Raw genomic sequence first — 12,336 nt, 5'->3', positions numbered from 1 at the left:
TTTTTCTATTGCGTGCCGCGCTTCACGAACCGGCCATGTTGAAAACAGAATTTGGACCCTTGGGCGCCACGCGCACGGGTTCGACCGCCGGCGCGTCGTTGCGCCTGTCGCGCAGCACGGCCGGCGTGCCTTCGCGCGAACGCTGCTGATCCACCAGATCCTTCAGCGAAACCGAATCGAGATATTCGACCATTTTCTGGTTCAGCGTCGACCACAGCTCATGCGTCATGCAGTGGCCGTCGTGCTGCTTGGTGCCTTCGCATGTGCCCTTACCGCCGCACTGGGTGGCGTCGAGCGGTTCGTCGACCGCGATGATGATGTCGGCTACCGTCACCTCTTCGGCACGGCGCGCGAGATTGTAGCCACCGCCCGGTCCGCGCACGGATTCGACGATTTCATGACGGCGCAGCTTGCCAAACAGCTGCTCGAGATACGACAGGGAGATGTGTTGGCGCTGGCTGATACCCGCAAGCGTCACCGGGCCCTGCTCCTGGCGCAGCGCCAGGTCGATCATCGCCGTGACGGCGAAACGGCCTTTCGTGGTGAGTCTCATATGATGTGGGAACCGCAATTCTCGACAAGTTTGGTCAAGTATAAATACATGAGCGTTTTAGTCAAGTATGGGCGGTAAATTTTGTGTCATTCGCTTAATTGATCGCCATACGTCGACGCCGCGCCCCCAACCGTGTAGTGCGTCTGCGTTCTTCGCCCGATGCCTACGCGAGCAACTGCGGGCGCAGCGCGGCGATCAGCCCGCGGCAGGCTGCTTCGCACTGATCGAGCACCAACTCGAAGCCTTCCGCGCCGCCGAAATACGGATCGACAACCTCTCGCGCGCCGCTCCAGCGGCCATCCGACTCAGGCACGAACTCCATCAGCAGACGGATCTTGTCGCGCTGTGCGCGCGGGCACAGTTGACGCAACGCGGCGACGTTTCGGTCGTCCATGGCAATCAGCAGATCGAACCGCTCGAAGTCCGCGACCGTGATCTGGCGGCCGCGCAGCGCGTCGAGCGCATAGCCGCGCTGGCGGGCCGCGTGTTGCGCGCGTTCGTCGGGCGCCGCGCCGATGTGCCAATTGCCGGTGCCGGCCGAATCGATCAGGATGCAGTCCGCAAGCTTCGCCTCGTCGACCAGATGACGCATCACGCCCTCCGCCGTCGGTGAACGGCAGATATTCCCGAGGCAAACGAAACAGATGGACACAGTTTTCATCAGGGATTTTCGACGCCCGAGGCGCCGCGCGTGAGGTCGTCAGACAGTCAGCGGACTGCGCCGCGATTATACAAATCTCGACAGATTCGCGCCGAGCGGGGCGCAGCCAGCAAGATCCGCGGCTTCGGAGCGTCGCGGTCCGCCGCGCCGGCTTACGATGCCTCGGCGGCCGGCGTCGCCGTGGCTGCACGCATCGGCTTGGCCGGCAATGCCGACGCCGTGTCGATCATGCCGTACGACACCGCGCGTGCGAGTTCGGCGGTCAGATGATTGGCGTCGAGCGGCATCTGCGAAGCGCGCGAAGCGGTTTGGCCGTTGACGTGCAGAAAGGCGAGCACCGCGAGAGGTACAACGATGGCTAGGGGCCAGTACACCGATATTGTCTTTTTCATGATGTGTTTTTCAATTAGGGGCGCATGAGCTTATGACGCACTATGCCCTAACGAAATGCTATAGGAATTCACAATCGGGAAAAACCCGCCCGCGCGGGATAGATCGTTGCTTGATACGAAACAGTCAAGTGAGACCTCTTTCGGGAACGAGTGGCGCATCGCTGGCACACAAAAGTAAAGCTTACAAACGCATACAAAGCCGCCGCGACGGACGGCGACAATGACGGTCTTATTCTTACCCTTACATTTCTTTGCACTGGCAACGGTCCCACAAAATGAAACGCATTGCACCTTCCGTCGGCCTGATGGCCGCCGCGCTGCTCGGCGGCTGCGCGGTCTATCCGAACGGCACGCCGATATACGGCAACGGCTACGGCGCCTATAGCGGCTACAACGGTTATGACGATTCCGCATACGCGCCGGGTGCCGCGGTCGTGCCGCAAACCAATGTGTACCTCGGCTATGGCGATTACGGTCCGGGACGCTACTACGGCCCGGCGTCGGGCTCCGGCTATCGTGGCTATCCGGATCGCGGTCATCCGAACGACAACGACTGGCACCACGGCGATCACGGCAACGGTCATGGCAACAATGGCGGCGGTCCTGGACAACCGCACGGCGGCCCGCCGCCGCAGGGCGCAGCGGGCGGTCCGCACGGCCCTGGTGGCGCCAATGGCGGCCCGCACCCCGGCGCGGGCGGCCCGCCGCCGCGCCAGCCGCAAGCCGGCAACGGCGGCGGACGAGGCAACGATTTGGGGAGAAATGCGCCCGCGCGTCAGCCGGGGCAGATGACCGAACATTGAAGACGGAGCGGCGCTGAAGTATCCCGGCGGCTTCTTCGCCCGTTTCGACGGCTGCGCGAGCGCGCAGCCGTCAAACCAATCCCAATGCCGCCCGCTCAGCCAATATGGCTGCGCTGCGCGGCATACAACTCGCGGAACGTACGACCCACCGGCGCCGGCATGTCGCGCGTATCGGTCCAGCCCGCGCCGCCGAGCGGCAGTTTGGCGATCGACCGATTGCGCCCACCCATGCGCTCCAGCACGCGCACGGCGAGTTTGGTAAACAGCGCATAGGCATCGGGATGCAGCGCGAGCCAGCCCCACAGCGCCAACCCGGCGCGCTCCTTCCACGGCCGCAGGTGTCGCTCCATCTGCTTTTCGCGCAGCTTGCGCAACAGATCGGACAGCGGGATACCGACCGGGCACACGCTATTGCATTCGCCGCATAACGTCGCCGCTTGCGGCAGGTCGAGCGCCTTGTCGATGCCGACATAGCTCGGCGTCAGCACCGACCCCATCGGCCCCGGATAGACCCAGCCATATGCGTGCCCGCCGACCTTCTGATACACCGGGCAATGGTTCATGCACGCGCCGCAGCGGATGCAGCGAAGCATCTCCTGGAAGTCGCCGCCGATCAGCCCTGTGCGGCCACCGTCGACGAGCACCACGTACATATGCTCGGGCCCATCCTGATCGCCCGCGCCACGCGGCCCGGTCAGCATCGAAAAATAGTTCGAGGTGGCCTGGCCGGTTGCCGAACGCGGCAGCAGGCGCATAGCCGTCGCGAGATCCTCGAGCGTCGGCAGCACCTTCTCGATGCCGGTGACAGCGACATGCACGCGCGGCAACACCGTGCACATACCTTCGTTGCCCTCGTTGGTCACGACCGCGACCGAGCCCGTTTCCGCGATGATGAAATTGCCGCCCGTCACGCCCATGTCCGCGCTCAGAAAATGCGGCCGCAGCATCTCGCGCGCCTCACGCGTCATGTCGGGAATCTCGGTGAGCCGCGGCCGGCCGTGCGTCTTCGCGAACAGATCGGCGATCTCGTCCTTATCCTTGTGAACGACCGGCGCGATGATGTGGCTTGGCGGCTCGTTGTCGTTGATCTGCAGGATGTATTCGCCAAGGTCGGTTTCGATCGACTGCACGCCTATCTGCCCGAGCACTTCGTTCAGACGCATTTCCTCGGTGACCATCGACTTGGTCTTGATCACCTTCTTCACGTCGTGCTTGCGCGCAATGTCGCCGACGAGCCGCGCGGCCTCCTGCGTGGTCTCCGCGAACAGCACAGTCACGCCGCGCCGGGTCGCCTCGCGCTCGAAGGTTTCGAGCCACACGTCGAGATTCTCGAGCGCGCGATCACGGCGCTCCTTGAGCGCGGCCCGCGTCGCGGGGAAATCGATCGCGGTCATCGCGCTCGCGCGCGCCGACACGAACTTCGTGGACAGCTTGGTCAGGTTCTGCTGCAGGCGCTGGTCGGCGAGTTTCTGGCCGGCGCGAGCCTTGAACTGCATCGATTGGACTTGCATGGCGGCCCTGATGAGATCGGATTGAAACGCGCGGCGCATTCGCGCCCGACGCAATGCGTGACAGACAAGATAAACGTGACGCGAACAATGGCGGTGTTCGCCGCGCGGGGATTACACGTCGCCGGCCAGCACCTGTGCGATATGCAGCACGCGCGTCGTCGAGTCGCCGTTGCGGCGCAGCCGCCCTTCGATATTCAACATGCAGCCGAGGTCGCCGAGCACCACCGCACCGGCGCCGCTCGCGGCGATGTTCGCGCACTTTTCGTCGACGATCGCGGTCGAGATATCGCCGTATTTGACCGCGAAAGTGCCGCCGAAGCCGCAGCAATGCTCGCAGCCTTTCATCTCGGTGACCGCGACGCCGACCTGCGCGAGCAGTTCGCGCGGCTGTTCCTTGACGCCCAGTTCGCGCAAGCCCGAACACGAGTCGTGATAAGTCACCTGTCCCGTGAACTCGCCCGGTTGCAACTGCACCTTCGCGACGTTGACGAGGAAATCCGTCAGCTCGAACACCTTGCCGCGCAGGCGGCCGAAACGGTTCATCAGTTCGGGATCGTCGCGGAACAGGTCGCCGTAGTGCGCGCGGATCATGCCGCCGCACGAGCCCGACGGCACCACCACATAGTCGAACTGTTCGAACTCGCGCAGCGTTTTCTCGGCAAGGTCGCGCGCGAGGCGGCGGTCTCCCGAGTTATACGCAGGTTGCCCGCAACAGGTTTGCGCGGGCGGCACCACGACCTCGAAACCGGCGCCTTCGATCAGCTTGATGACGGAGAAACCGATCTCGGGACGCATCAGGTCAATGAGGCAAGTGACGAACAATCCGACTCGCATGAGCCCTCCTTGCGGGGAAACGTCCCTGATTATCCGCCGTTTGCCGGTGCAATACCAACGGCCGGAAGGCATAGGAAGCACGCCGCGCCGGGTTGGAAGCGCGCCTCGAAGCGTTCGCTTTTTTCACAATACGAGATACAATCAGTTTTCGCTGTTTGACGCATCCACCGATTCTCATATGAGCGATACGAACCCGGATCCCAAAACTTCGATCCAGGTGATCGAACGCATGATGCGCCTGCTCGACGCACTGGCGGCGCATAGCGACCCGGTCAGCCTGAAAGAACTGGCCATCCGCACGGAGCTGCATCCATCCACCGCGCACCGCATCCTGAACGATATGGTGATGTGCCGGCTGGTCGACCGTTCGGACCCCGGCACCTACCGTCTTGGCATGCGCCTGCTCGAACTGGGCAATCTCGTCAAGGCGCGCCTGTCGGTGCGCGACGCGGCGCTCACGCCGATGCGCGAGCTGCACCGCGAAACCGGGCAGACCGTGAACCTGTCGGTGCGTCAGGGCGACGAAATCGTCTATATCGAACGCGCGTATTCGGAGCGCTCGGGCATGCAGGTGGTGCGGGCGATCGGCGGGCGCGCTCCGCTTCATCTGACCTCGGTCGGCAAGCTGTTCCTCGCGGCCGACGAAGCCACCCGCGTGCGTGCCTACGCAACACGCACCGGTCTGTCGGGCCACACGCAGAACAGCATCACCGATCTCGCGAAACTCGAGCGCGAGCTGTCGCATGTGCGCCAGCAGGCCTGCGCGCGCGACAACGAGGAACTGGAGTTGGGCGTGCGCTGCATCGCCGCCGGCATCTACGACGATACCGGCAAGCTGGTCGCGGGGCTGTCGCTGTCGGCGCCGGCCGATCGTTTGCAGGATTCATGGCTCGGGCAGTTGAGCCAGACCGCGTTGATGATTTCGGAATCGCTCGGCTACCGCCCGCAGCCGCAGCAGGACCATGCGCACGGCGGGCACGGCTCACATGGCTCGCACGGCCAGCATTAGTAAAGGGGGCGGCCGCCCAACCGCCGTGCACCCTTTGCCCTCCCGCCGGCGCCATGAAAAAAGCCTCGCATCCGCGAGGCTTTTTCTTTGCCCGTCAGCTGCAGCCGGACTGACTACCACCGGCTGAGTATGCGTTGCGGCTTCAGGTACCCGGACCGCCGGCATCGGCGCTCGTGATACGCGGCTGGTCGCCGCCGTTGTCGAGCCACGTACGCAGACGCGTCGCGTCCGCGAAACGCGAGTACTTGCCCGACGAATCGAGCAGCACCAGGATCATCGGCCGGCCGTGGATGGTCGCCTGCATCACGAGACACTCGCCCGCTTCGTTGATGAAGCCGGTCTTCTGCAGACCGATGTCCCACGTCGGGTTGCGCACCAGCGCGTTCGTGCTGTTGTACGCGAGCGTGCGCTTGCCGGTGTACACCTCATAGCTGTGATCGGTCGAGAACTTGCGGATCAACGGGTACTGATACGCCGCGTTGACCATCTTCACGAGATCGCGCGCGCTCGACACGTTCATGCTCGTCAGACCGGTCGGGTTCTCGAAGTGCGTGTCGTTCATGCCGAGCTGCCTGGCCTTCGCGTTCATCGCCGCGAGGAACGCCGGACGGCCGCCCGGGTAGTAGCGCGACAGCGCCGCCGCCGCGCGGTTTTCCGACGCCATCAGCGCGATGTGCAGCATGTCCTCGCGCGACAGCACCGAGCCCACCGACAGACGCGAACCGGTGTTCTTCTCGTAGTCGCGGTCTTCGTCGGTGACTTCGATCTGATCGGTCATCGGCTCTTTCGAATCGAGCACCACCATCGCGGTCATCAGCTTGCTGATCGATGCGATCGGTACCACCGCGCGCGAGTTCTTGTCGAACAGCGTCTCGCCGCTGTTCTGGTCGATCACATAGGCGACGCTCGAGCGCAGCATCAGCGCGTCCGGCGTCTCGTGCAGACCAAACGCCTGGCCGACGCTCGGCTGGCGCGGCTCGTACGCGACGCGTCGCATCACCGAACGGTGTCGGCCGTTCGCCGTGAACGTGACGCGCTTGCGTTTGACGCCGGCGTGCGGGGCATCTTCATCCGCCGCAGCGGCTTTGACGGCCTCACCCTTGCCGGCTTTCGCCGCATGGCTCGGCACCTTTCCGGTGGCGGCCGCCTGCGCAGGCTTCCTGGCAGTTTTAGCGTGTTTGGAAGTGTTTGCGGATGCAGCAGACGTAGCTGCAAAAGTGCTGACAGGCGTAGCGAACGCCGCTGCGACGGCCAGCGAGACGGCCACCGATAGAGCGGTGCTGCGCGCCGCGCCGTGGAGCACTTTTAGCGACGAAAACATGTCGGTTTTCATGGGTGTTCGATAGGGAGCGGCGAGAGGTTTCCGCAAGTGTAGTAAAGCAACGAAAAATTAGCAATTTGAAGCACTTATACGCGCTCCTTAAACCGGCTTGTCAGCTCCGATCGCGAAAACACGAATAAGTGCCGCGCCTCGATCGAAAAAAAACGATCGTCGCGCCAGCAAGCCTCGCCATCGCCGCCCGGCCCAATCGAGCAGATCATTGCAGGATAACGGCAATTTTGAGACAACCTTGATTCGGGGAAATACTGTCAGAGCACAGGCGGAAACTACTGCGCCGCGCCATGAAGGCGTTGCGAGCGTGCGACGGACTTTTTTAAGTGTCCGACGAAAGTCGCTAACGCGCGTTCGACTGCCATCGTTCTTTAACGTTCCTTGTCATCTTATGGTTTACATCGAATTGATGATGATCGGTTTTTCAGGGGCGAATTGCTGCCACACGAAAAAATAATCTCCCGACGGCCTGCTAAACGGTTGGTTTATGTCGCACCAGCACGGTGCAACGAGCAATCGTTCCGCGTCATGTTAATGACATGCCTACTGTATAACCTATTGTTTTGTCGCCATTTTCTTGACATTGTGCGATGCACAAAAAGCGCTTGACATTCCTTGTGGGCATCCTAAAATGGGAACCATTGCTGCGATGCACAAAACATCGCGGTCCGGGGAGACGATGAATCTGCGTCTCGCCACCCACCCAATGCGGTCCGCACAGACCGGCCGCAATCCAGGAGCGTAAACCATGACTCTGCTGACCCCTGAGCAATTCGCCGCAGCCCAGAAAGCCAACTTCGAAACCCTGTTCGGCCTGACGACCAAAGCATTTGAAGGTGTCGAAAAGCTGGTCGAGCTGAATCTGCAAGTTGTGAAGTCGACGCTCGCCGAAAGCCAGGAAAATGCCCAACGCGCGCTGTCCGTGAAGGATGCGCAGGAACTGCTGGCACTGCAAGCAAGCCTCGCCCAGCCGGTAGCTGAAAAGGCGCTGTCGTATGGCCGCCATGTGTACGAAATCGTTTCGGCAACGCAGGGTGAATTCACGCGCGTCGCGGAAGCGCAATTCGAAGAGCAAAACCGCAAGGTTCAGGCGCTCGTCGAAAACGTCGCCAAGAACGCACCGGCCGGTTCGGAAACCGCTGTCGCCGTGATGAAGTCGGCTATCACCGCCGCCAACACCACGTACGAAACGGTCCACAAGGCAACCCGCCAGGCTGTCGAAATCGCCGAAAGCAACTTCAACGCAGCTGCAACGGCCGCTTCGAAGGCAGCTTCGCAAGCCGCTGCGCAAGCATCGCGCGCCGCCGCCAAGAAGGCCGTCTAAGCTTCACGCGTCAACACGCCAGGCTTTATGCCTCGCGTCGTCTTTCACGCCGGCCCAGCCTATGCGCTGCGCCGGCGTTATCGCAAGCAACAGCGTCGTGCCGTTGCCGCTTATACGGTTTGATGAGCCGAACGCTCCGATACGTTGCAATGGCGTATCGTTTGCCCGGCCGCCAAGCCGGGATTTTTTTGCCCGCCACTGGCCGCCACGAAAACAGAAATGGCGCGCTCCGCCATGGAGCGCGCCGTTTTTCTTTGCCGTACGGCTCGACCGGCTTTGCCGCGCCCGCATGTCGTCACGCAGGCGCGGCGCACCGCGTTACTTCTTCTTGACGGGCGGCAGATCGGTACAGACGCCTTCATACAACTCCGCCGCCATGCCGATCGATTCGCCGAGCGTCGGATGCGGATGGATCGTCTTGCCGATATCCGTTGCGTCCGCGCCCATCTCGATCGCGAGACAGACTTCGCTGATCAGGTCGCCCGCGTTCAGACCGACGATACCGCCGCCGATCACGCGATGCGTTTCCTCATCGAACAGCAGCTTCGTGAAGCCCTCGTCGCGACCGTTGGCGATCGCGCGACCCGATGCGGCCCACGGAAACACCGCCTTGCCGAACTTGACGCCTTCGGCTTTCAGCTGGTCTTCCGTCTTGCCGGCCCAAGCCACTTCCGGATCGGTGTAGGCCACCGACGGAATCTGCAGCGCGTCGAAGTACGCCTTCTCGCCATGCGCGGCTTCCGCCGCCACGTGGCCTTCGTGCACGGCCTTGTGCGCAAGCATCGGCTGACCGACGATGTCGCCGATCGCGAAGATGTGCGGCACATTCGTGCGCTGTTGCCTGTCGACTTCGATGAAGCCGCGATCCGTCGCCGCGACGCCGGCCTTTTCCGCGCCGATCCGCTTGCCGTTCGGCGAGCGGCCGACGGCCACCAGCACGAGGTCGTAGCGTTGCGGCTCGGCCGGCGCCTGCTCGCCCTCGAACGACACGTAGATGCCGTCGTCCTTCGCTTCGGCGGCGATCGTCTTGGTCTTCAGCATCACGTTCGCGAAACGCTTGCTGTTGTACTTCTCCCAGACCTTGACCAGATCGCGGTCCGCGCCGGCCATCAGGACGTCGAGCATTTCGACCACGTCGATGTTCGCGCCGAGCGTCGAGTACACGGTTGCCATTTCGAGACCGATGATGCCGCCGCCGATCACGAGCATGCGCTGCGGAATCTGGCGCAGTTCGAGCGCGCCGGTCGAATCGACCACCCGCGGATCTTCCGGAATGAACGGCAGCTTCACCGCTTCCGAGCCCGCTGCGATGATCGCCTGGTCGAACCTGACGACCTTCTTGCCGCCCTCGGTCTGCACTTCCATGTGGTTCGGATCGACGAACGCACCCGTACCGACCACCACTTCGACCTTGCGCGCCTTCGCCATGCCGGCGAGACCGCCGGTCAGCTTCTTGACCACGCCGGACTTGAAATCGCGCAGCTTGTCGAGATCGATCTGCGGCTTGCCGAACGTGATGCCGTGGGCGGCAAGATCAGCCGCTTCGTCGATGACGAGCGCGGTGTGCAGCAGCGCCTTCGACGGGATGCAGCCGACGTTCAGACACACGCCGCCGAGCGTCGGATAACGCTCGACCAGCACGGTCTTCATGCCGAGGTCGGCGGAGCGGAACGCGGCCGAATAACCGCCGGGGCCCGAACCGAGCACGAGCATGTCGCACTCGATGTCGGCGCTGCCCGAATAGCTGCCGGCTTGCGCAGCCGGTGCGGCGGCCTTCGGCGCCGCAGCGGCAGGCGCCGGCACGGGAGCCGCCTTCTCGGGCGCTTTCGGCGCCGGCGCGGCCGCAGCCGCGCCGCCCGCCGTTGCCTCGACGAGCGCGATGACCGTGCCCTGCGAGACCTTGTCGCCCGGCTTGATACGCACTTCCTTGACGGTGCCGGCGGTATCGCTCGGCACTTCCATCGACGCCTTGTCGGATTCGAGCGTCAGCAGCGACTGCTCTTTTTCGATGGTGTCGCCCGGCTTGATGTTGACTTCGATGACGTCGACGTCCTTGAAGTCACCGATGTCCGGCACTTTTACTTCGACGAGACTCATGGTGTCCCCTTCTCTTATTGATCGATGATGAGCGGCGCCTTCGACGCGCACAGCGCACGCGAACGCGCGGACGGCGCGACGCAGATCGGTCGAAACCATCCGCGCCCGCGCCGGCGGACCTCACCAGCCGGTCAAAGAATCACACGCCGGAAATCGGCAAGAATCGAACCGAGGTATGCGTTGAAGCGCGCGGCTTCCGCTCCGTCGATCACGCGATGGTCGTACGACAGCGACAGCGGCATGGTCAGGCGCGGCTCGAACTGCTTGCCGTCCCACACCGGCTTCATCGCGCTGCGCGACAGGCCGAGAATCGCGACTTCAGGCGCATTGATGATCGGCGTGAAGTGCGTGCCGCCGATACCGCCCAGCGACGAGATCGAGAAGCAGCCGCCCTGCATCTGGTCCGGCTTCAGCTTGCCCTCGCGCGCGGCCTTCGACAGGTCGGCCATTTCCTTCGCGATGTCGACGAGGCCCTTCTTGTCCGCGTCGCGAATCACCGGCACCATGAGGCCGTTCGGCGTGTCAGCGGCAAAACCGATGTGGTAGTACTGCTTGAACACCAGGTTGTCGCCGTCGAGGCTCGCGTTGAAGGTCGGGAATTTCTTCAGGGCCGCCACGCAGGCCTTGATCACGAACGCGAGCATCGTGAACTTGACGCCCGCCTTCTCGTGTTCCTTGTTCAGCTTGACGCGCAGCGCTTCGAGCTCGGTGATGTCCGCTTCGTCGTTGTTCGTGACGTGCGGAATCATGACCCAGTTGCGATGCAGGTTCGCGCCCGAGATCTTCTTGATACGCGACAACGGCTTCGGATCGATCGGACCGAACTTCGTGAAGTCGACCTTCGGCCACGGCAGCAGATTCAGCTCGCCACCGCCGGCGGCCGGCGCGGCCGCACCAGCCGGCGCCGCGCGCTGGCCCGTCATCACGCCCTTCACGAACGCGGTCACGTCGGCCTGCGTAATGCGGCCCTTCGGACCGGTGCCCTTCACCTGGCCGACGTCCACCCCGAGTTCGCGCGCGAACTTGCGCACCGACGGCGACGCATGGCTCGGATGACGCGAGCCGCCTTCTCCAGCCGGGATCAGCGGCGCCTGCGCGAGCGCGGACGGCGCGGCCGGTGCCGGGGTCGGCGTGGCCGGCGCGTCGAACGGCTTTTCAGTCGGCGCCTTCGCGGCCGGTGCCGGCGCGGGTGCCGGGGCAGCGCCGCCTTCCGCTTCGATCACGACGATGACCGAGCCTTCCGACACGGTATCGCCAACCTTCACCTTCACTTCCTTGACGACGCCGGCGGCCGAGCTGGGCACATCCATCGTCGCCTTGTCGGATTCGAGCGTGACGAGCGACTGTTCCTTCTCGACACGATCGCCTACCTTCACCGCGATCTCGATCACGGGAACGTCTTTGTAGTCGCCGATATCCGGCACCTTGATTTCCTGCACGCCACCGCCTGCCGCCGCGGGTGCGGGCGCCGCAGCGGGAGCGGCCGCCGGCGCAGGAGCAGGAGCCGGTGCGGCAGCCGGCGCGGGCGCCGCGGCAGCGGGGTTGGCGCCTTCGAGCACGATGATCAGCGTGCCTTCGGACACCGCATCGCCGACCTTGACCTTCACTTCCTTGACGACGCCGTCGGCCGAGCTCGGCACGTCCATCGTCGCCTTGTCGGATTCCAGCGTAACGAGCGATTGCTCTTTTTCGACGGTGTCACCCGCCTTCACCAGCACCTCGATCACAGGGACGTCCTTGTAATCGCCGATGTCCGGCACCTTGACTTCGATCGCTTGACTCATTGTTAGTGTCTCCTGGGCCGCGCACGCCGCCGGCC

General features: G+C 63.5%; 12 protein-coding genes. 3 read left to right on the top strand and 9 right to left on the bottom strand.

Going from position 1 to position 12,336, the window contains the following annotated elements:
- Positions 1-22: 22 nt before the first annotated feature.
- From iscR to OKW39_RS19835, 3 genes are all read right to left on the bottom strand, one after another.
- Complete coding sequence (gene iscR, locus OKW39_RS19845; RefSeq protein ID WP_018417524.1) at positions 23-553, bottom strand: Fe-S cluster assembly transcriptional regulator IscR; 531 nt, start codon at positions 551-553, stop codon at positions 23-25.
- A gap of 163 nt (positions 554-716) precedes the next feature.
- Complete coding sequence (locus tag OKW39_RS19840; RefSeq protein WP_429334821.1) at positions 717-1,214, bottom strand: low molecular weight protein-tyrosine-phosphatase; 498 nt, start codon at positions 1,212-1,214, stop codon at positions 717-719.
- A 152-nt stretch (positions 1,215-1,366) separates the two neighbouring features.
- Positions 1,367-1,606 carry a hypothetical protein gene (locus OKW39_RS19835; protein WP_090800800.1) on the bottom strand — a complete coding sequence of 80 codons (240 nt, stop codon included), beginning with the start codon at positions 1,604-1,606 and terminating at the stop codon, positions 1,367-1,369.
- 275 nt (positions 1,607-1,881) lie between these two features.
- Here OKW39_RS19835 and OKW39_RS19830 point away from each other — a divergent pair, with 275 nt between their 5' ends.
- Entirely contained in the window at positions 1,882-2,409 is a 528-nt protein-coding gene (locus OKW39_RS19830) for a hypothetical protein (RefSeq protein ID WP_429334822.1), read from the top strand.
- 95 nt (positions 2,410-2,504) lie between these two features.
- On the opposite strand, the gene OKW39_RS19825 is transcribed toward OKW39_RS19830, so the two are convergent.
- Together OKW39_RS19825 and OKW39_RS19820 are read right to left on the bottom strand one after the other, a co-directional pair.
- The gene (locus OKW39_RS19825; RefSeq protein WP_429363650.1) at positions 2,505-3,920 is read right to left on the bottom strand and encodes a lactate utilization protein B; all 1,416 of its coding nucleotides are present in this window, start codon (positions 3,918-3,920) and stop codon (positions 2,505-2,507) included.
- A 111-nt stretch (positions 3,921-4,031) separates the two neighbouring features.
- On the bottom strand, positions 4,032-4,754 hold the full coding sequence (locus tag OKW39_RS19820) for a (Fe-S)-binding protein (protein ID WP_429563337.1): 723 nt from the start codon (positions 4,752-4,754) through the stop codon (positions 4,032-4,034).
- A 178-nt stretch (positions 4,755-4,932) separates the two neighbouring features.
- Between OKW39_RS19820 and OKW39_RS19815 the strand changes: the two genes are divergently transcribed.
- Positions 4,933-5,763, top strand: a complete 831-nt coding sequence (locus OKW39_RS19815) for an IclR family transcriptional regulator (RefSeq protein WP_090800805.1) — start codon at positions 4,933-4,935, stop codon at positions 5,761-5,763.
- A 142-nt stretch (positions 5,764-5,905) separates the two neighbouring features.
- Here OKW39_RS19815 and pbpG read toward each other — a convergent pair whose 3' ends face one another.
- Complete coding sequence (gene pbpG / locus OKW39_RS19810; protein WP_429334825.1) at positions 5,906-7,096, bottom strand: D-alanyl-D-alanine endopeptidase; 1,191 nt, start codon at positions 7,094-7,096, stop codon at positions 5,906-5,908.
- A 748-nt stretch (positions 7,097-7,844) separates the two neighbouring features.
- Between pbpG and OKW39_RS19805 the strand changes: the two genes are divergently transcribed.
- Positions 7,845-8,420, top strand: a complete 576-nt coding sequence (locus OKW39_RS19805; protein WP_013089827.1) for a phasin family protein — start codon at positions 7,845-7,847, stop codon at positions 8,418-8,420.
- A 3-nt stretch (positions 8,421-8,423) separates the two neighbouring features.
- Here OKW39_RS19805 and OKW39_RS19800 read toward each other — a convergent pair whose 3' ends face one another.
- From OKW39_RS19800 to aceF, 3 genes are all read right to left on the bottom strand, one after another.
- Positions 8,424-8,711, bottom strand: a complete 288-nt coding sequence (locus OKW39_RS19800) for a hypothetical protein (protein WP_429363646.1) — start codon at positions 8,709-8,711, stop codon at positions 8,424-8,426.
- Between the two features lie 27 nt (positions 8,712-8,738).
- The gene (gene lpdA / locus OKW39_RS19795; protein ID WP_429563336.1) at positions 8,739-10,517 is read right to left on the bottom strand and encodes a dihydrolipoyl dehydrogenase; all 1,779 of its coding nucleotides are present in this window, start codon (positions 10,515-10,517) and stop codon (positions 8,739-8,741) included.
- 131 nt (positions 10,518-10,648) lie between these two features.
- Positions 10,649-12,301 (bottom strand): dihydrolipoyllysine-residue acetyltransferase, encoded by a 1,653-nt coding sequence (gene aceF, locus OKW39_RS19790; RefSeq protein WP_429363643.1) that lies wholly within the window; start codon positions 12,299-12,301, stop codon positions 10,649-10,651.
- Between the last annotated feature and the right edge of the window lie 35 nt (positions 12,302-12,336).

The sequence above is a fragment of the Paraburkholderia sp. MM6662-R1 genome (assembly GCF_050436245.1).
GTDB lineage: Bacteria > Pseudomonadota > Gammaproteobacteria > Burkholderiales > Burkholderiaceae > Paraburkholderia > Paraburkholderia tuberum.
This window is presented reverse-complemented; position numbering and strand designations above follow the sequence as displayed.

Excerpts from the sequence above, each read along its gene's own strand:
- iscR (WP_018417524.1), bottom strand. The coding sequence starts at position 553 with ATGAGACTCACCACGAAAGGCCGTTTCGCCGTCACGGCGATGATCGAC.
- OKW39_RS19840 (WP_429334821.1), bottom strand. The coding sequence starts at position 1,214 with ATGAAAACTGTGTCCATCTGTTTCGTTTGCCTCGGGAATATCTGCCGT.
- OKW39_RS19835 (WP_090800800.1), bottom strand. The coding sequence starts at position 1,606 with ATGAAAAAGACAATATCGGTGTACTGGCCCCTAGCCATCGTTGTACCT.
- OKW39_RS19830 (WP_429334822.1), top strand. The coding sequence starts at position 1,882 with ATGAAACGCATTGCACCTTCCGTCGGCCTGATGGCCGCCGCGCTGCTC.
- OKW39_RS19825 (WP_429363650.1), bottom strand. The coding sequence starts at position 3,920 with ATGCAAGTCCAATCGATGCAGTTCAAGGCTCGCGCCGGCCAGAAACTC.
- OKW39_RS19820 (WP_429563337.1), bottom strand. The coding sequence starts at position 4,754 with ATGCGAGTCGGATTGTTCGTCACTTGCCTCATTGACCTGATGCGTCCC.
- OKW39_RS19815 (WP_090800805.1), top strand. The coding sequence starts at position 4,933 with ATGAGCGATACGAACCCGGATCCCAAAACTTCGATCCAGGTGATCGAA.
- pbpG (WP_429334825.1), bottom strand. The coding sequence starts at position 7,096 with ATGAAAACCGACATGTTTTCGTCGCTAAAAGTGCTCCACGGCGCGGCG.
- OKW39_RS19805 (WP_013089827.1), top strand. The coding sequence starts at position 7,845 with ATGACTCTGCTGACCCCTGAGCAATTCGCCGCAGCCCAGAAAGCCAAC.
- OKW39_RS19800 (WP_429363646.1), bottom strand. The coding sequence starts at position 8,711 with ATGCGGGCGCGGCAAAGCCGGTCGAGCCGTACGGCAAAGAAAAACGGC.
- lpdA (WP_429563336.1), bottom strand. The coding sequence starts at position 10,517 with ATGAGTCTCGTCGAAGTAAAAGTGCCGGACATCGGTGACTTCAAGGAC.
- aceF (WP_429363643.1), bottom strand. The coding sequence starts at position 12,301 with ATGAGTCAAGCGATCGAAGTCAAGGTGCCGGACATCGGCGATTACAAG.